Genomic DNA, 22603 nt, shown 5'->3' with positions numbered 1-22603 from the left:
GAGGAGCGGGGTTCTGACGGGGCGTCGGGGGCGTCGGACGGCGGTTCGGGTGCGGATCGCCGCCGGTGGGGGCGGGCGTCGGGTGGCCGGGACGGCCCGGACGGCGTGTCGGTCCGACAATCCGACCGGCGGTTCGCGTGTTGCGTGTCGACGCGGGGCCGCTACCTGTCCGTAAGCTGTCCCGAGACAGTTGTCTGACGATGCCCCACATCCGACGGGGCCTCACTCCACGGGCTGACGGAACGGAAACGGGTACGGGCAGATGGCAATGATGCGGCTGAGGCGTGAGGACCCCCGCATCGTCGGCCCGTACCGGCTGCACCGGCGGCTGGGCGCCGGCGGGATGGGCGTGGTGTTCCTCGGCTCCGACCGCAAGGGGCAGCGCGTCGCGCTGAAGCTGATCCGGGCCGAGCTGGCCGAGGACGCCGAGTTCCGCACCCGGTTCGCCCGGGAGATCGCCGCCGCCTCGCGGATCCGCGGCGGCTGCACGGCCCGGGTGGTGGGCTCCGACATCGAGGCGGACCGGCCCTGGCTGGCGACCGCGTACGTGCCCGGGCCCTCGCTGTACAAGCAGGTCTCCGAGGAGGGTCCGCTGGCCTGGCCGGACGCGGCGCGGATCGGTTCCGCGCTGGCCGACGGCCTGGTGAAGGTGCACGAGGCCGGGGTGGTGCACCGGGACCTGAAGCCGTCGAACATCCTGCTCTCCCCCAAGGGCCCGCGGATCATCGACTTCGGCATCGCCTGGTCGCGCGGCGCCTCCACGCTCACCCACGTCGGTACGGCGGTCGGCTCGCCCGGCTTCCTGGCGCCCGAGCAGGTGCGCGGCGCGGCCGTCACGCCCGCCACCGACGTGTTCGCGTTCGGGGCGACGCTGGCGTTCGCGCTGACCGGCGAGTCGCCGTTCGGGTCGGGCGCCTCGTCCGAGGTGATGCTGTACCGGGTGGTGCACGAGGAGCCGGACCTGACCGGCATCCCGCCGGTGCTGGCGCCGCTGGTGCGCGCCTGCCTGGCCAAGGAGCCCTCCGAGCGGCCGCCCGCGGCGGCGCTGCACGAGCGGCTGAGCGAGCTCGCGGCGCGCGGCGGCGGTCGGACCGGGCGGGCCGCGACGGCCGCGCGGGCGGACGAGGCGCGGGCGGCGGCCGCGCCCGCCGAGGAGGCGCGCGGGGCGGCGGGCGGTGCCCGGCCGGGTGCGGTGCGGGGCGCGGCGGCGGGCGGTGCCCGGCCGGACGCGGCGGGCGGGCGGGCGCCGGTCGGCGGGCGTCCGGCGGCGGCAGAGGGCGCGGCCGGGGGCCGGATGGTGGCCGCCCCGGCGATGCCCCGGCAGGACGCGGTGCGGCCGGAGGGCCGTCCCGGCGGCCCCGGGGTGCGGCGTCCGGCCCGGGACGGGGACACCGTCCGGGAGCGGCGCCCCGCGGCCGGGCGGGAGCGCACCCCGCTCCCCGGCCGGGAGCGCACTCCCCCGCCCGGGCGGGCCCCGCACACCCTGGGCGGGCGGCCGACGCCCCGGCAGCGGCTGCTGCGGCAGCGGCTGGTGGTGTTCGTGACGGTCACCCTGGGCGTGGCGCTGGCCATCGCCGTCGCGCAGGGCTGCGAGAACCGCGACGCGCAGGGCCTGGGCCCGCAGCCCGCCGGGGTCGCGACCGCGCCGGTCGAGCCGGTCGGCGGGACGACGCTGTCGGTGGACGCCGCGAACGCTGCCGGGCACGGCGGCATCGGGCTGGCCCCGTCCTTCGGCACCCCGCCGCAGGTCGACTGGCCCAACCTCAGCTACCCCGACCCGTCCGGCGGCCCGGCGATCCGGCTGCGCGACGGGCACTCCGCCGAGGGCGGCGGGCCGCCGGTCTCGCTCTCCGCGGTGCTGCCCGCCCGCTACCGGGACGCGCAGGCCACCCTGGTGGTGCTGCGCCGCCTGGAGGGCGCGGTGCCGGTCGACCTGGTCCAGCTGTACGGCTTCACGGGCGGTGCCCCCGTGCTGCTCGCGGACCGGGCCTCGGCGGCGAACCCGGAGGCGGGCGCAGTGTGGCGGGTGGAGAACGGCGCGCTGATCCGCGAGGAGCGGGTGGACCGGACGGGCGCGGTCTCCTCCACCCGGTACACCGTCCGGGCGGACGGCGGGCTGGAGGAGTCCTGGCCGGGCTCGGGCGTCTCGGGGGCGGCGGGCTGAGCTACCTCCGGCCCGGGTTCACAGCCCGGCGGCGTCCAGGCGGGCGCGGATCTCCTCGGCCGGCAGGGCCGGATTGGCGGCGGCGGCGCGCTGGACGGACGGGGACGGGTCGTCGAGCAGGGCCCGCAGGGTGGCCGGGGTGTGGGCGGGGTGGCTCGCGGCGGCGGCGCGGACGTGGTCCTCGGGGTCGGTGGCGAGGCGTTCCAGCAGGTGGGCGGGCAGGTCGGGGTCGCGCAGGGCGAGCAGCCGCATCCGGGGCACGGGGTCGTCGGCGAGGCGGCGGAGGGTCTCGACGGGCAGCGGGAACGCGTCGGCGGGGCGCCAGCGCATCCGCTTGGCGGGGCGGTGCTCGCGGTCGAGGCGTTCGGCGGTGACCGGGTCGATCGGGTCGGGGCTGCTGCGGGCGGCGGCGAGCGCGACCTCGTTGTCGGGGTCGGCCAGCAGCCGGGCCCGGGCCTCGGCGGGCAGGTCGGGCGAGGCGGCGGCGGCGCGGCGGAAGACCGGGTACGGCGAGTCGAGGTGCGGCAGCGGATCGGCGGTGACCCAGGGCAGCTGGAGCATCCAGAGCTCGATGCCGGCCCCGATGTGGTCGATCTCCAGCTCGATGGCGGTCTCCTCGTCCACGTCCGCGCCCGGCGGTTCGAACGGGCCGGTGACCGAGGCGTGCAGGGCGGCGCGCTCGGCGGCGGGGGTGTCGGGGCGGGCCAGGACGGTGAGGCGGATCCGGGCCCGGGGGTCGGCGGCGAGGCGGGCGCGCAGGTGGGCGGGCAGGCCGGGGTGGGCGGCGAGGGCGCGGCGGACCTCCGGGTCGGGGTCGGCGGCGAGGCGTTCGAGGTCGGTGCTGGCCGGGTCGCAGTGCACGGCGGCGCCGGCCCGGGTGAGCGGGTCGGCGAGCAGGGCGGGGAGGAGGTCGGCGGGCGGGACGGGGTGCGGCAGGCGGGGGAAGTAGGTGGCGCAGGCGGCGGCGCGGACGCTGTCCTCGGGGTCGGTGAGCAGGGCGCGGCGGACGGGCTCGGGGGCGGTGGTCCACCACTGGGCGAGGGTGGCGCGGACCTCCGGGTCGGGGTCGTGGGCGAGGCGGGTGCGCAGGTCGGCGGGGGTGCGGTCGGACTCGGCGAGTTGCTTGCGCACCTCGGGCGCCGGGTCGGTGGCGAAGCGTTCGAACAGCTCGCGGTCCTCGTCGGAGTCGGTGGCGGAGACGATCAGGGCGGTCCGGACGGACGGGTCGGGGTGGGCGGCAAGGCGGCGGCGCACCTGCGGCGGCAGGTGGCGGTTGAGGGCGACGGCGTGCGCGTTGCGGGCGATCAGCACGTCGAGTTGGGCTTCGGTCAGGTCGGGACGCTTGGCGAGCGTGTAGGAGCGGTGCGGGGCGGCGACCAGGCGGTCGACCAGGTCGGCGGGCAGGACCGGGTTCTCGGCCAGGCCGCCCAGGAAGTCGTACGGAACGTCGGGCATGCGGGCGGCTCCCCTTCAGCGGGTGGTGAGGCGGGCGCGGGCGGCGGGCCAGTCGGTGGCGGTCATCGTGTAGTGGAGCAGGCCGTGCGGCGGGGCGTCGGGGTCGGCGGGGCGGGCGCCGAGGCGGGTGACGGCTTCGCGGGAGCGGGTGTTGGCGGCGTCGACGCGCCAGCGGACCTCGGTGAAGCCGAGGGTGTCGAAGGCGTGGGACAGCAGCAGGAGCTTGGCCTCGCGGTTGGCGCCGGTGCGCCACCAGCGGCGGCCGAGCCAGCTGCCGCCGATCTCGATCCGGCCGGTGCGGACGTCCCAGCCGTGCAGGTTGGTGGTGCCGATCGCGGCGCTGATCGCGCGGTCGAGGACGGCCAGCGGGAGGCGGTGGCCGCGGGCGGCGTCGGCGAGGCGGGCGGCGACGACGGCGTGCAGCTCGTCCTCGGTGTGCGGGGTGGGGGCGCTGAGGTGGCGCCAGACCTCCTCGTCGCGGCCCCCGGCGGCGAACAGCGCGGGGACGTGCGCGGGGGTGAGCGGTTCGAGCCGCACCCGGCGGCCCTCCAGGACGACGGGTGTCGGCGCGGTCGGCATGGGCGGGAGGCTACCGGAGGGTGCCCGGGCGCCGGTGACGGCTTGTCAGTACGGGGCGGCAGCATGGACGGCATGATGTGGACGACGGACGCGATGCACGTCGCGTACTGCCAGTACTTCCTGTACGGGCCGGAGCTGCCGGACGGCTGGGACGCGCACGCGCTGGACCGGCTGTTCCACGGGAACGGGGTGGCCGCGGGCTGCCCGGACCACCTGACGGTGCTGTGCGGCACGCACACGGGGCTGATCCGGCTGGGGGTGGGGCGCTGCGCGCAGCGGCCGCCGGAGCCGGGGCCGGAGTGGGAGAGCGTGGTGGAGCTGTCGCTGCACAGCAGCGGTGAGCTGCGGCTGCGCGCCTGGGACGGGGTGGACGTCGACGGGCCGGGGAACCTCGCGCACGCCGGGCCGGGCTGGTACCGGGTGCGGGTGCAGACCCGCGGCCGGGACCGCGGGCGGGAGGCGGACACCGCGGCCCGCCCGGTGGAGGAGCACCGGTTGACGCTGTGGCCCGCTCCCCCGGCGCCGGACGCGGTGCTGCGGGTCGGTGACCTCACCGGCCGTCGGCACCACGACCCGCGGCGGCCCGCGCCGCAGCCGATCCGGCCCCCGGCGGCGCGCCGGGCGGCGTGAGGGGCCGGACGTTCAGAAGTGGTCGGGGCCCGACCAGCTGTACCAGCCGCCGCCGAGTTCGGTGTAGTACCCGGCGGACTTGCCCGCGGGGGTGCCGTGCGGGAAGTACGCGTACCCGTGCGGGGCGAAGACGCCGGTGCCCGCGACGGTGAACGTGACGCCGCCGCCGACGAGTCGGGTCTGCTCCAGGTGGTAGCCGGCCACCCAGGCGGGTGCGGTGCTGCCGGTGGCGAGGGTGTGTTCGGCGTGGGTGGTGAGGGCGGAGCGGGTGGCGGCGAAGCGGGCGTCGGCCGGGACGTCGTAGTGGATCAGCAGGGCGCCGGTGGCGAGCAGCAGCGGTGCGGCGGCCCAGCGGCAGCGGCCGAAGCGGCCGGGGGCGGCGGTGGCGGTGGCGGTGGCGGTCCGGCGGGCCAGGGGGGTCCGGTGCCAGAGCAGCCAGCCGACCGGGAGGGCGAGCAGGGTGAACGCGCCGAGGCCGAGCAGACCGCAGTCCCCGCCGGGGACGCTCTCGCCCAGCAGGAGGGCCGTGACGCCGAGGGCGCAGCAGAGCAGGGCGCTGTTGCCGGGGCGGGCGGGGAGCTTGAGGCGCTTGCGGTGGCGGACCGCCAGCAGCGCGGCCGGTGGGCCCACGATCAGCAGGAGCACGACGGCGCCCGGGGGGAACAGGATGTCCGTGGTGGTCCAGAGGAAGCCGCCGAGGACGAACGCCACCACCAGGGCGTCGTGCACCACGCCGTGCGGCACGCACAGGAGCAGGGCGAGCAGGGCCGCCACGGCGAGCGGGGCCCGGTGGCCGGGGCGGCGGGCGAAGCGGCGGAGCGGGGCGACGAACGGGCGCCCCGGGGCGATGGTCACACCGCACTGTTTACCGGAGGGTCCGGCGCGGGCGGAAGTCCGACGGCCCGTCACCCACCGGATAATGGTGCCGTCGTGCGCCGGTCCGGCGGCGGTGCGGAACGATCCGGGAGAGGTGGCGGGAGCGGTGGCCCTGGTGGAGGGAGAGCGCGTCAGGCTGGTCGAGGACCTGGCGCTGGGCGGGGCGTCCGCCGGGGAGGACGGCCCGCCGGTCGGCTTCCTGCTGCTGGGCGCGGGCGTCGAGGGCACCGTGGTCCGGGTCACCGGGGAGCTGCCGCCGCCCGAGGAGGCCCGCGAGTACGAGCGGTTGCGGGCCCTGTTCGAGGACTACGGGCACACCATGCCCGCGGAGAGCCTGCGCCGCCTGGAGGCGCAGCTGGCCGAACTGGAGCCGCACTGGCGGGAGTTCCGCGCGCAGGGGCCGCGCAGTTCGGTGCGGGTCCGGTTCGACAACGGTTTCGTGCTGGACGACGCGGACGCGGCGGCGTTCACCGGCCTCTGAGCGCGAGGCCCGGCCGTCAGCCGTGGTTGACGGCGTAGAAGGCGATCGCGGCGGCCGCGCCGACGTTCAGCGAGTCGATGCCGTGCGCCATCGGGATGCGCACCCGCTGGTCGGCGGCGGCCAGCGCCTTCGGGGTCAGGCCGTCGCCCTCGGCGCCGAGCATCAGCGCGGCCTTGGGCAGCAGGTGCGGGCGGGCCCCGGTGAAGTCCTCCGCGCCGGAGGGCGTCAACGCCAGCAGCTCGAACCCGGCCTCCCGGACGGCGTCGAGCGCGTCCGGCCACGGGTCGAGCCGGGCGTACGGCACCGAGAACACCGCGCCCATCGAGGTCTTGACGGCCCGCCGGTACAGCGGGTCCGCGCAGTCCGGGGAGAGCAGTACCGCGTCCATCCCGAGGGCGGCCGCGGAACGGAAGATCGCCCCCAGGTTGGTGTGGTCGACCAGCCCCTCCAGGACGGCCACCCGGCGGGCCCCGGCGAGCACCTCGGACGCGGCGGGCAGCGGCTTGCGCTCCATCGAGGCGAGCGCGCCGCGGTGCACGTGGTAGCCGGTGACCCGTTCGGCGAGCGCGGGCTCGACCAGGTGGACGGGCGCGTCGGCGTCCGCGATCACGTCCGCCATCACGCCCAGCCACTTGGCCGTCAGCAGCATCGAGCGCATCCGGAACCCGGCGGCCAGCGCCCGCCGGATCACCTTCTCCCCCTCCGCGATGAACAGCCCCTCGGCGGGCTCCCGGCGGCGCCGCAGTTCGACGTCGGTCAGGTCGGTGTAGTCGCTCAGCCGGGGGTCGGCGGCGTCGGTGACGGTGAGAGGCTCGGACACCGGACGATTTTCGCACGTCGGGGCCGGGTCCGAGCCGCCCGCCTCAGGGGTTGAGGACGTTGACCACGTCGCCGATCACGATGACCGCCGGGGGCTTGATCCCCTCCGCGGTGACGGTCTCGGCGATGGTGGCGAGGGTGGCGTCGACGCGGCGCTGGGTGGCGGTGGTGCCCTCCTGGACGACGGCGACGGGGGTGTCCGCGTCGCGGCCGTGGGCGACGAGTTCGGCGGCGATCGCGCCGATCTTGTCGACGGCCATCAGCAGCACCAGGGTGCCGGTCATCCCGGCGACGGCGGCCCAGTTGGTGAGGGAGCGGTCGCCGGGGCCGACGTGGCCGGAGATGACGGTGAACTCGTGGGTGAGGCCGCGGTGGGTGACCGGGATCCCGGCGGCCGCGGGGACGCTGATCGAGGAGGAGATGCCGGGGACGACCGTGACCGGGACGCCCGCCTCGGCGCAGGCGAGCAGTTCCTCGCCGCCGCGGCCGAAGACGTACGGGTCGCCGCCCTTGAGGCGGACCACGAACTTGCCGGCCTTGGCGTGCTCGATCAGGGTCCGGTTGATCGCCTCCTGCGCCATGTAGCGGCCGTAGGGGATCTTGGAGGCGTCGATCACCTCGACGTGCGGGGGCAGCTCGGCCAGCAGCTCGCGCGGGGCGAGGCGGTCGGCGACCACCACGTCGGCGTCGGCGAGCAGGCGGCGGCCGCGGACGGTGATCAGGTCGGGGTCGCCGGGCCCGCCGCCGACCAGGGCGACGCCCGCGTCGCGGGCGCGGTACTGGCGGGCGGCGAGGGAGCCGTCGCGCAGCCCGGCCACGATGGAGTCGCGCAGCGCGGCGGAGTGCCGGGGGTCGCCGGTGAGGACGGCGACGGTGGCGCCGGAGTCGTGGCCGGAGGCGGGCGTCCAGGCGGTGGCGGCGGAGGCGTCGTCGCTGCGGGAGCAGAAGACGCGCAGGCGCTCGGCCTCGGCGGAGACGGCGGTGTTGACGGCCGGGTCGTCGGTGGCGACCAGGGCGTACCAGGTGTCGACGAGGTCGCCGTCGGCGTACGGGCGCCGGTGCCAGGTGATCTCGCCGGCGTCGGCCATCGCGGAGACCGCGGGGGTGGTGGCCGGGGATATCAGGTGGATCTCGGCGCCGGAGGCGATCAGCGCGGGCAGGCGGCGCTGGGCGACCTGTCCGCCGCCGACCACGACGACGCGGCGGCCCGCGAGCAGCAGCCCGACGGGGTACGGGGTGAGGCCCTGGGTGGACGGGTGGGGGGTGGGCGCGGTCATGAGGGGGAGCTCCTGGGTGGGCGGCGGTGCTGGGGCGGTCCGACGTGGTCGGCGGGACGGCCCCACGGGTGGGAGCCCTGTGCCGGCGCGCCCTTGAGCCGGTACGGGTTCGGCGGGGCGGCCGCCCCCTTCGCACTGCGGGGGCGGCCGGTGCCGGTGGGTCAGGCCTTCTCGGTGACTCCGGCGGAGTCGAAGGTGGCTACATCGTGCATCGCCCGGGCCGCGCTCTGCACCAGCGGGAGGGCCAGCAGGGCACCGGTGCCCTCGCCCAGCCGCAGGTCGAGGTCGATCAGCGGGCGCAGGCCGAGCTTGGCGAGCGCGGTCTGGTGGCCGGGCTCGGCGGAGCGGTGGCCCGCGATGCAGGCGGCCAGCACCTCGGGGGCGATGGCCTTGGCGACCAGGGCCGCGGAGCCCGCGATCACGCCGTCCAGGATCACCGGGACGCGCAGCGAGGCCGCACCGAGCAGGAACCCGGCGATCGCGGCGTGCTCCAGGCCGCCGACCGCGGACAGCACGCCGATCGGGTCGGCCGGGTCCGGCTTGTGCAGGTCGAGGGCCTGCCGGATCACCGCGACCTTGCGGGCGTGGGTCTCGTCGTCGATGCCGGTGCCGCGGCCGGTGACCTCGGCCGGGTCGGTCTCGGTGAACACCGAGATCAGCGCGGCGGAGGCGGTGGTGTTGGCGATGCCCATGTCGCCGGTGATCAGCACCTTGTTGCCGGCCGCGACCAGGTCGCGGGCGGTCTCGATGCCGACCTCGATCGCGCGCAGCGCCTCGTCCCGGCTCATCGCCGGGCCCTGCGTCATGTCGTCGGTGCCGGGCTTGACCTTGCGCGGCAGCAGGCCGGTGGTGCGGCCCTGCTGGACGGCGTCCGGGAGCTCGGCGGCGACGCCGACGTCCACCACGCACACCTCGGTGCCGACCTGCGCGGCGAAGGCGTTGACCACCGCGCCGCCCGCCAGGAAGTTGCCGACCATCTGCGCGGTGACCTCCTGCGGCCACGGGGTGACGCCCTGGGCGTGCACGCCGTGGTCGCCCGCGAAGATCGCCACGCAGCCGGGCTCCGGGACCGGCGGCGGGCACTGCCGGGCCAGACCGGACAGCTGGGCCGCGATCAGCTCCAGCACGCCGAGCGAACCGGCGGGCTTGGTCATCCGCTTCTGCCGGTCCCACGCCTCGCCGAGCGCCTTGGCGTCCAGCGGGCGGATGCCGCGCAGGGTGTCCGACAGCAGGTCGTGCGGCTCCTCGCCGGGCAGCGCGCGGTTGCCGTACTGCTCCTCGTGCACCACCCAGGACAGCGGGCGCTTCTTCGCCCAGCCCTGCTGCTGCAGCTCCGGCTCGTCCGGGAACGCGTCCACGTAGCCGACGCACAGGTAGGCGACGACGTCCAGGTGCTCGGGCAGGCCGAGTTCGCGGACCAGCTCCTCCTCGTCGAAGAAGCTCACCCACCCGACGCCCAGGCCCTCGGCGCGGGCCGCCAGCCACAGGTTCTCCACCGCCAGCGCGGCCGAGTACGGGGCCATCTGCGGCTGGGTGTGCCGGCCCAGGGTGTGCCGGCCGCCGCGGGTGCGGTCGGCGGTCACCACGATGTTGACCGGCGTCTCCAGGATCGCCTCGATCTTGATTTCCTTGAACTGCTTCGCCCGGCCCTTGGGCAGCGAGTCCGCGTACGCCTCGCGCTGGCGCTCCGCGAGTTCGTGCATCTTCCGACGGGTCTTCGCGGAGCGGATCACCACGAAGTCCCACGGCTGCGAGTAGCCGACGCTGGGCGCGGTGTGCGCCGCCTCCAGGACCCGGATCAGCACCTCGTGCGGGATCGCGTCCGGCCGGAAGCCGTTGCGCACGTCGCGCCGCTCCCGGATCACCTGGTGAACGGCCTCCCGCCCGGCCTCGTCGTACCCGGGCGCGGCGGGCGGACGCTCCTCCTCCGCGACGGGTTCGGCGGCGGCGTCGGCGCTCTCCGGCTCGGGCTCGGACTCGGACTCGGCCGGCGCCTCGGCGGGCGCGGCCGGGGCCTCGGGCGCCTCCGCGGTCTGCCCGGCCGGCTGCTCCTCGGCGACGGGCTCGACGACCGGCTCGGCGACGGGCTCGGCCGGGACCTCGGCCACGGGCTCGGGCTGCGGCTCGGCCACGGGCTCGGCGGCGGCCGGGGCCTGCACGGCCTGTTCGGCCTGTTCGGCCGGGGCTTCAGGGGTCTCGGGGGCCTCCGCCACGGGCTCCACGACGGCGGCGACGGTCTCGGTGGCCCCGGTGGTCCCGGTCGCCTCTGCGGCGGCGGGTGCGGCCTGCTCGGCCTCGGGCTGCGGCTCGGCCACGGGCTCGGCGGCGGCCGGGGCCTCGGGCTCCAGCAGCGGCAGGCCCGCGGGAGCAGCGAGGAACGCGGAGATGCGCCGGTGCGCCCCCCGTCCGGACGACTTCGCGGCCGGGTCGGGGATCGGCTCCGCGACGGCCTCGCCGCTCACCGTCTCCGCGGGCCCGGCCTGCGCGGTCTCGGACTGCACGGCCTCGGGCTGCACGTTCTCGACCTCGACGGGCGCGGCCTCGACGGGCGCGGGCTGCTCGGTCGACGGGGCGTCACCTGCCGCCTCGACCGCGACGGCGGCCACGGCAGCCGCCTCGGGCTGCTGCTCCGACGGCGCGGCCTCGACCGGGGCCGCCTCGACCGCAACGGCCTCGGCGGCGGGCGCAGTAGCAGCAGCCGCAACGGGCTCGACCGGCTCGGCCTGCTCGACCGGCTCGACGAACACCGGCGCCAGGTTCGCGGCGGGCCCGGCCACCGGCTCGGCCACCGGTTCGGCGGTCGGCTCGGTGACCGGCTCCGCGACGGGCTCGACGGGCGCGGGCTGCTCGGCGACGGGCGCGGCGGCGGCCGGCTCGGCCTCCACCGCGGGCGCCACGGCCACCGACTCGGCCACGGCCGCCGCCGCGGCGGCCTCCACCACCTGCGGCTGCACCGGCGCGGGCACCTGGACGGCCGGGGCCTGCACCGCGACCGGCACGCCGTGCGCGGGGGTGCCGGTCGGCACCTGCTGCACGGGCGCCTGCACCGGCTGCTGCACCGTTTCGGCGGTCGGGAGCGGCACCCCGTACGCGGGCGTGCCGCCGGGCACGGTCGGGCCGCGGTCGGCGAGGGAGCGGACGGGGACGTGACCGGTCATCAGGGACGGGTCGGGGATCGGCGGCCCGGCGTGCAGCGGGCGGCGCGGCTGCGGCGGCACGGGCTGCTGCACGGCGGCCGCGGCCGCGGCGGGCTGCGCCTGCGGGCCGCCGAGGTGCAGGGTGCCGCTGCCGTCGGCCTGTTCGGCGGGCGGCTGGGCGCCCTCGGCCGCCGGTGCGGCCTCCGCGACCGGCGCGGTCGCGGCGGCCCCGACCTCCGCGGCCTCCTCGGCGGGCGGGACGACGGTCAGGAGGGGGGGCGCGAGCGGCGGCCAGGACGGCGCGACGGGGGTGCCGGGCGGCTGTTCGCCCGCGGCGGCGTTCTCGACGCCCTGCGCGGCCTCGCCCCAGGCGGTCTGCGGCCCGGGCATCAGCAGGACGTCGTCCTCCTCGTCGCCGTCGGGCTGGTCGAGGAAGGTGTACGCGGGCCGCTGGTCGCCGTGCCAGGGCCCGGCGGGCGCGGCGGGCTGGAGGGGCGCGCCGAGGTGGGGCTCCGGTACGGCTCCGCCGGGCCCGGGCTCGGGCGCGAGGGGACCGGCACTGGGGGTGTGTCCGCCGTCGGTCATGTCAATGCTCCTTCCAGGCCGCTTGCGCGTCCTCGGCGAGGTCCCCGGAGGCCCCGCCCACTTCGCCGGAACGGAACCGCACCGACCCGTCCCTTACTCCATCGGCCGTCACCCGCCCGGGTGGCGTGCCATCAGAAACAACGACGGCCCCGGGCAACCGGCACGACGGCGCGGCCGCTCCGGACCCTCACGGCATTCTTCCGGGCGGGTGCGCACCGCGTCGAATGCCCGCGAAGCGGGCCGTTCGGGTTGCAACGCGTCAAATGGGCGGCAACCGTGCCGGATCGGACACGGTGCTGCTTCGACGGGATGGTCCCCCGGGGAAACCCTACCGGCCGCGGCCGGGCCGATCTCGAAACCGTGTCCGGATGCGACGGGGATCACCGTACCGCCCGGGTCGGACGGTCCGCAGGGGGCGGAAACGGAGATCAGTCGTACGGTTCTCCCCAGATCAACAGGGTGTAGTCGCCGCGGCCGAAGGAGGGCCCGGAGCCCTCGTCGGCCTCGGCGCGCAGCGGGGCGGACTGCAGCAGCAGGCCGTCGGTGCGGTAGCCGGCGGCGTCCAGGACGCGGCGGGTCTCGGTGGCTTCGGCGAGGCTGCGGGCGACGGCGACGACGCGTTCGGGTTTGCGGGCGGCGACGGCGCGGACCATCACGGGGCCGCCCTGCTCGACGGCGACGGCGTCGGGTTCGGGGAGCGCGCCGAGGACCTCGGGCCCGGCTCCGGCGGCGGTCTCGACCTCGACGCCGGCCTTGCGGGCGTTGGCGGAGATCCGGGCGCAGTCGGCGGGTTCGGCCTCGACGGCGACCACGGCGGCGCCGAACCGGGCGGCTTCGACGGCGAGCGCGCCGTCCCCGGCGCCGACGGCCCACAGCAGGTCGCCGGGGGCGGGTGCGAGCCGGGCCAGCGCCAGCGCGCGGACGTGCGGCGGGAGTGCGCGGGGGCGGCTGCCCTCGGCGCCCGCTCCGGCGTACGCCCGGTTGGGGAGGGCCCAGCCGCGCTGGGTGCCGGGGTGGTCGAGCGGTTTGCCGGCCAGCCAGCCGGCGGCGGCGTCGGCGGGCGGGACGTTGCCGATGACCAGGACGACCGAGGGGTCGCGCCAGTCGTGGTCGGGGACGCGTTCGGAGGTGAGGACGGTGACGTCCTCCTCGGGGGTGCCGAGCGCCTCGCAGACCACGAAGGTGCGGGGGACGCCGCGGAGCATCAGGGCGAGTTCGCTGGGCCCGGCGCCGCCGGTGGTGAGGACGGCGACCTTGGGGTGGGCGCGGCAGACGTTGGCGGCGCGGCGCAGGCGGCCGCCGTGGGCGGAGACCACCTGGGCGTCCTCCCAGGCCATCCCGGCCCGGGCGAAGGCGGTGGCCACCGAGGAGACGGCGGGCAGGACTTCGAGTTCGAGGCCGTACTCGGGGCGGCGCAGGGTGCGCACGACGCCGAAGAAGCCGGGGTCGCCCTCGGCGACGACGACGGCGGTGCCGCGGTGCTCGGCGATCCGCCGGGCGGCGGCCCGCAGGTCGGCGAGGCCGATGCGTTCGGCGCGTTCGGGCACGGGGAGGGCGGCGAGCTGGTAGCCCGCTCCGGCGACCAGGGTGGCTCCGGCGAGCGCGCCGGCGGCGGCCTGGGTCAGTGGGGTGCCGTCCCACCCGATGACCGTGATCCGGTCAGCCATCTGCGGCAGTTCTCCCTACGCCGTGTTCCGCCCCTGGTGGGGTGCGCCGCGGGCGCTCCCTGGGCAGAGGCTACCCGCTCGGCCGGGGTTCAGCGGCGCAGGGCGTGGTACCGGTCGTCGGGGTGGGCGGGCTCGGGCGGGTCGAGGTCCTCGGGGAGCAGGCTCCACACGATCAGGTCGGTGTGCTCCTCGGGCCCGGGGCCCCATTCGCCGCCGCGGACTATCGCGGCGTTGCGCAGCACGCCCTCGCTGATCGCGCCGGTCTTCTGGGCGACCTGCTGGGCGGCGGTGTTGCCCGCGGCGGTGCGCAGTTCGAGGCGCTGGAAGCCGCGGTCCTCGAACAGCCACTGGGCGGTGCCGAGGACGGCCTCGGGGGCGTAGCCCTCGCCGCGGGCCCAGGGGGCGGTGACGAAGCGGACCTCGGTGGCGCGCAGGTGCCAGTCGGTGCGGTCGAGTTCGAGCAGGCCGACCAGCCGCTGGGTGAGGTGCTCGGTGACGGCGAAGACGATGCCGCGTCCCCGGGCGCGCCGTTCGGGCGCGTGACGGGCGATCAGCTCGTGGGCGTCGGCCTGCCGGTAGGGGCGGGGGTGGCCGGTCCAGGTCTGGACGAGTTCGTCGTCGAGCATGGCGGCCAGTCCGGGGGCGTCCTGCTCCTCAAGGGCGCGCAGCAGCAGCCGTTCGGTGCTGATGGCTGTCTCGGGGAAGTTCGCAACCATGCCGTCTCTCCTCGCCGGGTCGTGGACACACCGTACGCCCCGCCCTTCGTCGGGCGTGCCAGCGTACCCGCTCCGCACCTCACGGCTCGTCAGCACGGTGCCCCCGGCGGGGAGGCCGGGGGCACCGCGGGGGTGGGGCGAGGGTCAGAACGCCGGGATGACGGCGCCCTGGAAGTTGTCGTTGATGTACTTCTTCACCTCGTCGGAGTGCAGCAGCTCGGCGAGCTTCTGCACCCGCGGGTCGTTCTCGTGGCCCTTCTTGACGGCGAGGATGTTGGCGTAGGGGTTGCCCTCGGCCTTCTCCAGCACCAGGGCGTCGGTGGCGGGCTTGAGGTTGGCGCCCAGGGCGTAGTTGCCGTTGATGACGGCGGCGTCGACGTCGTCGAGGGCGCGCGGCAGCTGGGCGGCCTCCAGCTCCTTGAACTTGAGGTTCTTCGGGTTGCCGGTGACGTCCTGGACGGTGGCGGTGGTGCCGGCGCCGGCCTTGAGGGTGATCACGCCGTTGTCGGCGAGCAGCTTGAGCGCCCGGCCCTCGTTGGTGGCGTCGTTCGGGACGGCGACCTGGGCGCCGTCCTTGAGCTCGCCGACGCTCTTGACCTTCTTGGAGTAGACGCCGAGCGGCTCCAGGTGGACGGCCTCGACGGACACGATGTTCGTGCCGTTCTTCTTGTTGAAGTCGTCCAGGTAGGGCTGGTGCTGGAAGTAGTTCGCGTCCGCGGAGCCGTCCTGGACCGAGGTGTTGGGGGTCACGTAGTCGGTGACCTCCTTGATGTCCAGCTTGAGGCCGGCCTTGGCCGCCAGGTTGTCCTGCACGAACTTGAGGATCTGCGCGTGCGGGGTGGGGCTGGCGGCGACCACCAGGGCCTTGTTCGGGTCGGCGGAGGCGCCGGAGTCCGAGGAGCCCGAGGAGCAGGCGGCGAGGGTGAGCGCGAGGCCGGCGGCGGTGGCGGTCAGGGCGGTGGTCTTCAGGACGTTACGCACGAAAAGTGCCTTTCTGCGGGATGCGAACGGCCCTGGTGGGGCCGGGGTGCCCGTCCTCGTGGTGCGGGACGGGGAGTTCAGTGCGAGGAGAGCAGGTCTTCCTCGGTGTCCTTCGGCTTCGCGGCGGCGGAGCGGAAGAAGCTGAGCGGGCTGCGGTAGTCGCCGCGGTGCGAGAGCCGCCGGGCGGCGAAGTCGCCGAGCAGCTGGATCGCGGTGACGATGACCACGAGTTCGGCGACGATGACCCACATGAAGGCGGTCTCGAAGCGCAGGTAGCCGTAGGTGATGGCGAGGTTGCCGAGCCCGCCGCCGCCGACCGTGCCGGCCATCGCGGAGTAGCCGATCAGCGCGATCACCGTGGTGGTGGCGGAGGCGACCAGCGAGGGCAGCGCCTCGGGCAGCAGGGTCTTGCGGACGATGGTGCCGGTGCTCGCGCCCATCGACTTGAGCGCCTCGACCAGGCCGCCGTCCACCTCGCGGACGGAGGTCTCCACCAGCCGGGCGTAGAACGGGATCGCGCCGATCGCCAGCGGGACGCTGGCGGCCTGCCAGCCGAGCGTGGTGCCCGCGACCGCCCGGGTGACCGGGAGCAGCGCGACCATCAGGATGACGAACGGGATGGAGCGGCCGAGGTTGACGACCGCGCCGAGCACCCGGCTGACCGCGAGGTTCTGCAGCAGGCCGTCCTTGTCGGTGAGCACCAGCAGCAGCCCGACCGGCAGGCCGATCGCCAGGCTGGCGAGGCCGGCGATGCCGACCATGCCCAGGGTCTCCCAGGTGGCGGGCCACATCAGTTCCTGCATCTGGTCCCAGGTCATGCGGCCGCTCCGTTCGACGGGTCGAGGACGTCCACCTGGAGCCCTTGTTGGCGCAGGTAGCCGATCGGCACCACGTTGTCGGTGTGGCTGCCGGGCAGTTCGACCCGCATCCGGCCGACCAGGCGGCCGGCGATGGTCTCGACGGCCGCGCCGAGGATGTTGATGTCGATCTGGTAGGTGCGGGCCAGCTGGGAGACGAACGGCTGGGCGGGCGCGTCGCCCTGGAAGGTGATCTCCAGGACGGTGCGCTCGCCCTCCTCCGGTGTCGCAGTGCGGGCGCCGAGGTCGCCGAGCGGGAAGAGGTCCCGGGCGATCCGCGAGTGGCCGTCGGCGAGCAGGTCGGTGAGCTGCCCGCTCTCCACGACCCGACCGCCGCGCATCAGGGCGGCGGAGTCGCAGACCGACTTGATGACGTCCATCTCGTGGGTGATCAGCAGGATCGTCAGGCCGAGCTGCTGGTTGAGCTCGCGCAGCAGCTTGAGGATCGAGCGGGTGGTCTCCGGGTCGAGGGCGCTGGTGGCCTCGTCGGAGAGCAGCACCTTGGGGTCGCCGGCCAGGGCGCGGGCGATGCCCACGCGCTGCTTCTGGCCGCCGGAGAGCTGGGCGGGGTAGCTGCGGGCCTTGTCGCCGAGGCCGACCAGGTCGAGCAGTTCGGCGGCCCTGCGGCGGCGCTCGCGCCGGTCCAGGCCGGTGATCTCCAGCGGCAGTTCGACGTTCTGCTGGACGGTGCGCGAGGAGAGCAGGTTGAAGTGCTGGAAGACCATGCCGATCCGCTGCCGGGCGGCGCGCAGGTCGCGTCCGGCGCGCTGCTCGCTGCCGGAGAGCGCGGTCAGGTCCACGCCGTCGACGGTGACGGTGCCGGAGGTGGGCCGCTCCAGCAGGTTGACGCACCGGATCAGGGTGGACTTGCCGGCGCCGCTGGTGCCGACGACCCCGAACACCTCGCCCTGCCGTACGTGCAGGTCCACGTCGTCCAGCGCCCGGACCTCGCGGTCCTGGGAGCGGTAGACCTTGGTCAGGCCCTTGGTGGTGATCACAGCTGCTTCCGTTGTTCGTCTGCGGACGGCCGCGGGGGCGTCCGCGCCAGTGGCGGGATGGGCACCCGGGTGCCTGGGAAGGGTGGGCTGCCGACGCTGTCTCGATCATGGCCGCCGGTCGGGCGGGCCGCCCGTGGGCGTGGCCCTAACGAGTCATCAGCGGGCCGGGGGCCGGAGGGCGTCGGGGCGGGGCCTCAGCGGCGACACATTCGACGGCCGCACATGCGCGACTCACCTGCCGGCGTCGCGCCGGTGGGGATGCATGTCGTCGTCGTGGTCATGGAAACCAGTAAATCAGACATTTGGTTCACGTCCCAATTCTCAGGACGCGCCGTCCACGATGTGGTCACGACCCTTGCGGCACAAGCGCTGCGGCGCCCGACCCCACGTTCGGGTCGGGCGCCGCAGCGGGGTGTGCTCAGGCGGCCAGGGTGGTCGCCACCGGCTTGGCCAGCGTCACGATCGACAGTCGGCGGGACACCTCGCGCACCTCGGTCTCGCGGTAGCCGAGCCGGCGGTACAGGCGCAGGTTGCCCAGGCTGCGGTGGCCGGTGAACAGCTCGAAGCCGCCCGTCGCGCCGTCGGCGGCCAGCTGGGCCTCCAGCGCCTCCAGCAGGCGGCGGCCCAGGCCGTGCCGCTGCATCCGCGGGTGCACCACCAGCCGGCCGATGTGGCCCACGCCGTCGCCGTCCACCCAGCCGCGGGCGCTGCCCACGACCTCGTCGCCGAGCCGGGCCACCAGCACCCGGTGCTCGGCCAGCTCGGCCTTCAGGCTCTCCAGGGTCTGGGTCAGCGGCTCCAGCGTCCAGTCGCCGTACAGCTCGGCCTCGCTCTGGTAGCCGAGGTACTGGAGCTTGAGGATCTGCTCCGCCTCTTCCGGTCGTGCCGCTGCGATGATCACACTCATGCCCATGTGCGGGGGCCTCCATCGTTAAGTGCCCGGCGCGTGCGAGTGAGGGTCTTGCACCGGTTCCTGTCCGAGGTGTGCCCGGACGGGGATCGGCCCGGCCCGGGAAAAGCGCGACGCGTCCCGCCGGACGGTGGTCCAGACAGTCGGAACCGGCGCGCTCACGCTCAGTATCCGGGCAGCCGGACGGCCGTCAAGAGAGACGTTCGCCACCGCTCTACCCAGACGCCAACCGTTCTCAACCTCCCCGACGCCCGACGTGGCGAGCGTCACGCCCCCGCGGGCGGTGCCGTCACCCGCTCGGCCGGACGTTCTGGTTGACCCGGAACAGGTTCGCCGGGTCGTACCGGTCCTTCAGCGCCACCAGCCGCTCGTACTTCGCCAGCCCGTACGCCTCCACCACCCGGGCCCGCCCCTCCCGGCCCATCAGGTTGACGTACGCCCCGCCCGAGGAGAACCGCCGCATCGCCTCCCAGCACCCCCGCACCCACGCCACCAGCGGCTCCGCCGGGCCGTCCGTCCACCGCCCCACCGCGTTCAGCAGGTAGGGCGCCGACCGGTAGGTGTACGCGGTGTCGTCCGGGCCGACCCGGGCCACCGCGCCGCCCAGGAACGCCAGTTGCAGGTGCGCCCCCGGGCCCGGCATCGCGTCGACCTGCTCGGCCAGCCGCCCGATCGCCGCCCCGTCCAGCACCGACAGGAACTCGGAGCGCGAGTAGCTGCCCGCGCCGGGCCCCCGGTCCGCGTCCAGCATCTGCTGCCACTGCACGTACGGCCGGGTCTGCACGGTGTCCACCAGCACCCCCGGCAGGGCGCGCAGCGGGGCCACCGCCTCCCGCCCCCGGTCCGCCCGGCCCGACCAGCACAGGCCGATCCGCAGCACCGTCCGGTCCGGCAGCTGCGGCACACCCTGCGGCCGCCCGAACCCCACCCCCACCGTCAGGCCGTCCGGCGCCTGCGCCATGAAGTCGCGCACCGCGGCCAGGGTCTGCGCCGTCAGCTCCACCGGCACGTACAGCGCCCCGCACAGCACGTGCGGGCCCACCCGGTGCAGCCGGTACGTGAACGAGGTCACCACCCCGAAGTTGCCGCCGCCGCCGCGCAGCCCCGCGAACAGCTCCGGGTGCGCGGCCGCGCTCGTCGTCAGCAGCCGCCCCTCGGCGGTCACCACGTCCGCCTCCACCAGGTTGTCGCAGGTCAGCCCGTACGCGCGGGCCAGCCAGCCCACTCCCCCGCCGAGCGTCACCCCCGCGATGCCCGCCCCCGAGTACGGCGCGCCCGGCGTCGCCAGGTCGAACGCCTGCGTCTCGTGGTCGAACGCCCCCCAGGTCACTCCCGGCTGCGCCCGGGCGAGCCGCCGGGCCGGGTCCACCCGGACGCCGCGCAGCCGCGACAGGTCGACCAGCATCCCGCCGTCGCAGGTGCCCATCCCGGCGAGGCCGCGGCCCGCGCCCCGCACCCCCACGTGCAGGCCGTTCTCCCGGGCCACCACGACGGCCTGCAGCACGTCCGCGACGCCCGTGCAGCGCGCGATCACCTCCGGGCGCCGGTCCACCGCGGCGTTCCACACCGCCCGCGCCTCGTCGTACCCCTCGTCCCCGGGCACCACGATCTCGCCCCGGAACCCCTCGGCGAGCGCCATGGCTGCTTTGGACATGGATCCAGCGTAGGCCGGGGAAACTCTTCAGGCAGAACGGGAAGCGGAATCAGGGGCCCGGGGAACGGCGGGTCCGAGCTGCTGCCGGGTCTCAGCCCAGCCAGGCCTGCTGGGCCGCGAGGTCCTCCTTGATCTCGGCGAGCTGGACGGCGACGGCCGACGGGGCGGTGCCGCCGCGGCCGTTGCGGGAGGCGATGGCGCCGTGGACGGACAGCACGGTGCGGACCTCGGGGGTGAGGTGGGGGGAGATCTCGGCGAACTGGGCGTCGGTGAGGTCGGAGAGCTCGATGCCCTCGGCCTCGCAGACCTTGACGCAGGCGCCGGCCACCTCGTGCGCGACCCGGAACGGGACGCCCTGCTTGACCAGCCACTCGGCGATGTCGGTGGCGAGCGAGAAGCCGGCCGGGGCCAGCTCCTCCAGGCGCTCGCGGTGGACGGTCAGGGTGGCGACCATGCCGGTGAAGGCGGGCAGCAGCACCTCCAGGGTGTCGCAGGAGTCGAAGACCGGCTCCTTGTCCTCCTGGAGGTCGCGGTTGTAGGCGAGCGGCAGGGCCTTGAGGGTGGCGAGCAGGCCGGTCAGGTTGCCGATCAGGCGGCCGGACTTGCCGCGGGCGAGCTCCGCGATGTCGGGGTTCTTCTTCTGCGGCATGATCGACGACCCGGTGGAGAAGGCGTCGTGCAGCGTGATGAAGCCGAACTCCTTGGTGTTCCAGATGATGATCTCCTCCGCGATCCGCGAGAGGTTGATGCCGATCATCGCGGTGACGAAGGCGAACTCGGCGACGAAGTCGCGCGAGGCGGTGCCGTCGATCGAGTTGCCCACCGAGCCGCGCTCGAAGCCGAGGTCCGCGGCGACGGCCTGCGGGTCGAGGCCGAGCGAGGAGCCGGCCAGCGCGCCGGAGCCGTACGGGGAGACGGCGGTGCGGGCGTCCCACTGGCGCAGCCGCTCGGCGTCCCGGCCGAGGGCCTGGACGTGGGCGAGGACGTGGTGGGCGAAGAGCACCGGCTGGGCGTGCTGGAGGTGGGTGCGGCCGGGCATCGCGGTGGTCGGGTGGGCCTCGGCGAGGCCGACCAGGGCGTGCTGGAGGTCGAGCACCAGGGCGCCGATGGTCTTGGCGTGGTCGCGCAGGTACATCCGGAACAGGGTGGCGATCTGGTCGTTGCGCGAGCGCCCGGCGCGGAGCTTGCCGCCGAGGTCGGGGCCCAGGCGCTCCAGCAGGCCGCGCTCCAGGGCGGTGTGCACGTCCTCGTCGGCGACGGTGCCGACGAACGCGCCGGACTCCACGTCGGCCAGCAGCTGGTCCAACCCGGCCAGCATGCCCTCGAGTTCGGCGTCGCTGAGCAGCCCGGCCCCGTGCAGGACGCGGGCGTGCGCCTTGGAGCCGGCGATGTCGTACGGGGCGAGCCGCCAGTCGAAGTGGACGGAGGCGGAGAGCTTGGCCAGGGCCTCGGAGGGGCCGTCGGCGAAACGCGCGCCCCAGAGGCGGACGTCTGCGGGCTGGTCGGCGGTCATCGCGTGGGCTCCTTCGGAAGGCGGGTCTGGGTGCGGCGGTGCCCCGGCCGCCGCGGGCGGCCGGGGCGGGTGCTGGCGGGGTCAGGCCAGGTCGCGGCGGGCGGCGATCTTCGAGGACATGCCGAAGATCTCGATGAAGCCCTTGGACATGGACTGGTCGAAGGTGTCGCCGGTGTCGTAGGTGGCGAGGTTGAAGTCGTACAGCGACTGGTCCGACTTGCGGCCGTTGACCACGGCGCGGCCGCCGTGCAGGACCATCCGGATCTCGCCGGAGACGTGCTGGTTGGCCTCGTTGACGAAGCCGTCCAGGGCGCGCTTGAGCGGGGAGAACCACAGGCCGTCGTAGACCAGCTCGGCCCAGCGCTGCTCGACCTGCCGCTTGTAGCGGGCGAGTTCGCGCTCGACGGTGACGTTCTCCAGGGCCTGGTGGGCGGTGATCAGGGCGATCGCGCCGGGGGCCTCGTAGATCTCGCGGGACTTGATGCCGACCAGGCGGTCCTCGACCATGTCCAGGCGGCCGACGCCCTGGGCACCGGCCCGCTTGTTGAGCTCCTCGACGGCCTGGAGCACGGTGACCTTGCGGCCGTCGATCGCGACCGGGACGCCGGCCTCGAAGGTGATGACGACCTCGTCGGCCTCGCGCGGGGCGGCCGGGTCCTGGGTGTACTCGTAGACGTCCTCGATCGGGGCGTTCCAGATGTCTTCCAGGAAGCCGGTCTCGACGGCGCGGCCGAAGACGTTCTGGTCGATCGAGTACGGGTTCTTCTTGGTGGTGACGATCGGGAGGTTCTTGGCCTCGGCGAAGGCGATCGCCTTGTCGCGGGTCATCGCGTAGTCGCGGACAGGGGCGATGCACTTCAGGCTCGGGGCCAGCGACTGGATGCCGACCTCGAAGCGGACCTGGTCGTTGCCCTTGCCGGTGCAGCCGTGGGCGACGGTGGTGGCGCCGTGCTTCTGCGCGGCGGCGACCAGGTGCTTGACGATCACCGGGCGGGAGAGCGCGGAGACCAGCGGGTACTGGCCCTGGTAGAGGGCGTTGGCCTTGAGGGCCGGCAGGCAGTACTCGTTGGCGAACTCGTCGCGGGCGTCGGCCACCTCGGCCTCGACGGCGCCGCAGTCGAGCGCACGCTGGCGGATGACCTCCAGGTCCTCGCCGCCCTGGCCGACGTCGACGGCGACGGCGATGACCTCGGCGCCGGTCTCCTCGGCGATCCAGCCGATGCAGACGGACGTGTCCAGACCGCCCGAGTAGGCGAGTACGACGCGATCGGTCACGGCTATCTCCATTCACAAACACAGGTTCC

18 protein-coding genes are annotated in these 22603 nt (G+C 75.4%); 3 read left to right on the top strand and 15 right to left on the bottom strand.

Annotated features, from left to right (window positions below; genetic code table 11):
* Positions 1-271: 271 nt before the first annotated feature.
* Positions 272-2164, top strand: coding sequence for a serine/threonine-protein kinase (locus QSK52_RS24165; RefSeq protein ID WP_435053344.1), 1893 nt, complete (start codon positions 272-274; stop codon positions 2162-2164).
* 18 nt (positions 2165-2182) lie between these two features.
* Here the strand turns inward: QSK52_RS24165 and QSK52_RS24160 are convergent, their stop codons facing one another.
* Both QSK52_RS24160 and QSK52_RS24155 read right to left on the bottom strand, forming a co-directional pair.
* Positions 2183-3619, bottom strand: a complete 1437-nt coding sequence (locus tag QSK52_RS24160; protein WP_285738239.1) for a hypothetical protein — start codon at positions 3617-3619, stop codon at positions 2183-2185.
* Between the two features lie 15 nt (positions 3620-3634).
* Positions 3635-4198: a GNAT family N-acetyltransferase gene (locus QSK52_RS24155; RefSeq protein ID WP_285738238.1), complete on the bottom strand. Its 564-nt coding sequence runs from the start codon at positions 4196-4198 to the stop codon at positions 3635-3637.
* 72 nt (positions 4199-4270) lie between these two features.
* Between QSK52_RS24155 and QSK52_RS24150 the strand changes: the two genes are divergently transcribed.
* Positions 4271-4828, top strand: a complete 558-nt coding sequence (locus QSK52_RS24150) for a hypothetical protein (RefSeq protein WP_285738237.1) — start codon at positions 4271-4273, stop codon at positions 4826-4828.
* Between the two features lie 12 nt (positions 4829-4840).
* Here QSK52_RS24150 and QSK52_RS24145 read toward each other — a convergent pair whose 3' ends face one another.
* Complete coding sequence (locus tag QSK52_RS24145; protein ID WP_285738236.1) at positions 4841-5683, bottom strand: hypothetical protein; 843 nt, start codon at positions 5681-5683, stop codon at positions 4841-4843.
* A gap of 127 nt (positions 5684-5810) precedes the next feature.
* Here QSK52_RS24145 and QSK52_RS24140 point away from each other — a divergent pair, with 127 nt between their 5' ends.
* A complete protein-coding gene (locus QSK52_RS24140; protein WP_285738235.1) occupies positions 5811-6185 on the top strand; it encodes a hypothetical protein in 375 nt (124 codons plus the stop codon).
* 16 nt (positions 6186-6201) lie between these two features.
* Here the strand turns inward: QSK52_RS24140 and QSK52_RS24135 are convergent, their stop codons facing one another.
* The 12 genes from QSK52_RS24135 to QSK52_RS24080 form a co-directional block, all read right to left on the bottom strand.
* The gene (locus QSK52_RS24135) at positions 6202-7005 is read right to left on the bottom strand and encodes a TrmH family RNA methyltransferase (RefSeq protein ID WP_285738234.1); all 804 of its coding nucleotides are present in this window, start codon (positions 7003-7005) and stop codon (positions 6202-6204) included.
* Positions 7006-7048: 43 nt separating this feature from the next.
* Positions 7049-8281 carry a uroporphyrinogen-III C-methyltransferase gene (gene cobA, locus QSK52_RS24130; protein WP_285738233.1) on the bottom strand — a complete coding sequence of 411 codons (1233 nt, stop codon included), beginning with the start codon at positions 8279-8281 and terminating at the stop codon, positions 7049-7051.
* A 161-nt stretch (positions 8282-8442) separates the two neighbouring features.
* Positions 8443-12003 (bottom strand): nicotinate-nucleotide--dimethylbenzimidazole phosphoribosyltransferase, encoded by a 3561-nt coding sequence (gene cobT, locus QSK52_RS24125; protein WP_435053343.1) that lies wholly within the window; start codon positions 12001-12003, stop codon positions 8443-8445.
* Between the two features lie 428 nt (positions 12004-12431).
* Positions 12432-13670, bottom strand: a complete 1239-nt coding sequence (gene cbiE / locus QSK52_RS24120; protein ID WP_285738232.1) for a precorrin-6y C5,15-methyltransferase (decarboxylating) subunit CbiE — start codon at positions 13668-13670, stop codon at positions 12432-12434.
* An 89-nt stretch (positions 13671-13759) separates the two neighbouring features.
* On the bottom strand, positions 13760-14386 hold the full coding sequence (locus QSK52_RS24115) for a GNAT family N-acetyltransferase (RefSeq protein ID WP_285738231.1): 627 nt from the start codon (positions 14384-14386) through the stop codon (positions 13760-13762).
* 144 nt (positions 14387-14530) lie between these two features.
* Positions 14531-15367: a MetQ/NlpA family ABC transporter substrate-binding protein gene (locus tag QSK52_RS24110; RefSeq protein WP_285738230.1), complete on the bottom strand. Its 837-nt coding sequence runs from the start codon at positions 15365-15367 to the stop codon at positions 14531-14533.
* A 77-nt stretch (positions 15368-15444) separates the two neighbouring features.
* Entirely contained in the window at positions 15445-16185 is a 741-nt protein-coding gene (locus QSK52_RS24105) for a methionine ABC transporter permease (RefSeq protein WP_285738229.1), read from the bottom strand.
* Positions 16182-17222 carry a methionine ABC transporter ATP-binding protein gene (locus tag QSK52_RS24100; RefSeq protein ID WP_285738228.1) on the bottom strand — a complete coding sequence of 347 codons (1041 nt, stop codon included), beginning with the start codon at positions 17220-17222 and terminating at the stop codon, positions 16182-16184. Before QSK52_RS24100 ends, QSK52_RS24105 begins: the two co-directional genes overlap by 4 nt.
* Positions 17223-17640: 418 nt before the next feature.
* A complete protein-coding gene (locus QSK52_RS24095) occupies positions 17641-18135 on the bottom strand; it encodes a GNAT family N-acetyltransferase (RefSeq protein WP_285738227.1) in 495 nt (164 codons plus the stop codon).
* Positions 18136-18421: 286 nt separating this feature from the next.
* The gene (locus QSK52_RS24090) at positions 18422-19786 is read right to left on the bottom strand and encodes an FAD-binding oxidoreductase (RefSeq protein WP_285738226.1); all 1365 of its coding nucleotides are present in this window, start codon (positions 19784-19786) and stop codon (positions 18422-18424) included.
* Between the two features lie 91 nt (positions 19787-19877).
* Positions 19878-21299, bottom strand: coding sequence for an argininosuccinate lyase (gene argH, locus QSK52_RS24085; protein WP_285738225.1), 1422 nt, complete (start codon positions 21297-21299; stop codon positions 19878-19880).
* 81 nt (positions 21300-21380) lie between these two features.
* The gene (locus QSK52_RS24080) at positions 21381-22574 is read right to left on the bottom strand and encodes an argininosuccinate synthase (RefSeq protein WP_285738224.1); all 1194 of its coding nucleotides are present in this window, start codon (positions 22572-22574) and stop codon (positions 21381-21383) included.
* Positions 22575-22603 lie beyond the last annotated feature (29 nt).

The organism is Kitasatospora phosalacinea (assembly GCF_030268885.1).
GTDB lineage: Bacteria > Actinomycetota > Actinomycetes > Streptomycetales > Streptomycetaceae > Kitasatospora > Kitasatospora phosalacinea_C.
Note: the sequence above shows the minus strand (reverse complement) of the source record. Positions and strands in the feature narration are given on the sequence as shown.

Bases quoted from the DNA above. Each gene is read 5' to 3' on its own strand.
- QSK52_RS24105 (WP_285738229.1), bottom strand. From the start codon at position 16,185: ATGACCTGGGACCAGATGCAGGAACTGATGTGGCCCGCCACCTGGGAG.
- QSK52_RS24155 (WP_285738238.1), bottom strand. From the start codon at position 4,198: ATGCCGACCGCGCCGACACCCGTCGTCCTGGAGGGCCGCCGGGTGCGG.
- QSK52_RS24150 (WP_285738237.1), top strand. From the start codon at position 4,271: ATGATGTGGACGACGGACGCGATGCACGTCGCGTACTGCCAGTACTTC.
- cobA (WP_285738233.1), bottom strand. From the start codon at position 8,281: ATGACCGCGCCCACCCCCCACCCGTCCACCCAGGGCCTCACCCCGTAC.
- QSK52_RS24165 (WP_435053344.1), top strand. From the start codon at position 272: ATGCGGCTGAGGCGTGAGGACCCCCGCATCGTCGGCCCGTACCGGCTG.
- cbiE (WP_285738232.1), bottom strand. From the start codon at position 13,670: ATGGCTGACCGGATCACGGTCATCGGGTGGGACGGCACCCCACTGACC.
- QSK52_RS24090 (WP_285738226.1), bottom strand. From the start codon at position 19,786: ATGTCCAAAGCAGCCATGGCGCTCGCCGAGGGGTTCCGGGGCGAGATC.
- QSK52_RS24115 (WP_285738231.1), bottom strand. From the start codon at position 14,386: ATGGTTGCGAACTTCCCCGAGACAGCCATCAGCACCGAACGGCTGCTG.
- cobT (WP_435053343.1), bottom strand. From the start codon at position 12,003: ATGACCGACGGCGGACACACCCCCAGTGCCGGTCCCCTCGCGCCCGAG.
- QSK52_RS24095 (WP_285738227.1), bottom strand. From the start codon at position 18,135: ATGGGCATGAGTGTGATCATCGCAGCGGCACGACCGGAAGAGGCGGAG.
- QSK52_RS24160 (WP_285738239.1), bottom strand. From the start codon at position 3,619: ATGCCCGACGTTCCGTACGACTTCCTGGGCGGCCTGGCCGAGAACCCG.
- argH (WP_285738225.1), bottom strand. From the start codon at position 21,299: ATGACCGCCGACCAGCCCGCAGACGTCCGCCTCTGGGGCGCGCGTTTC.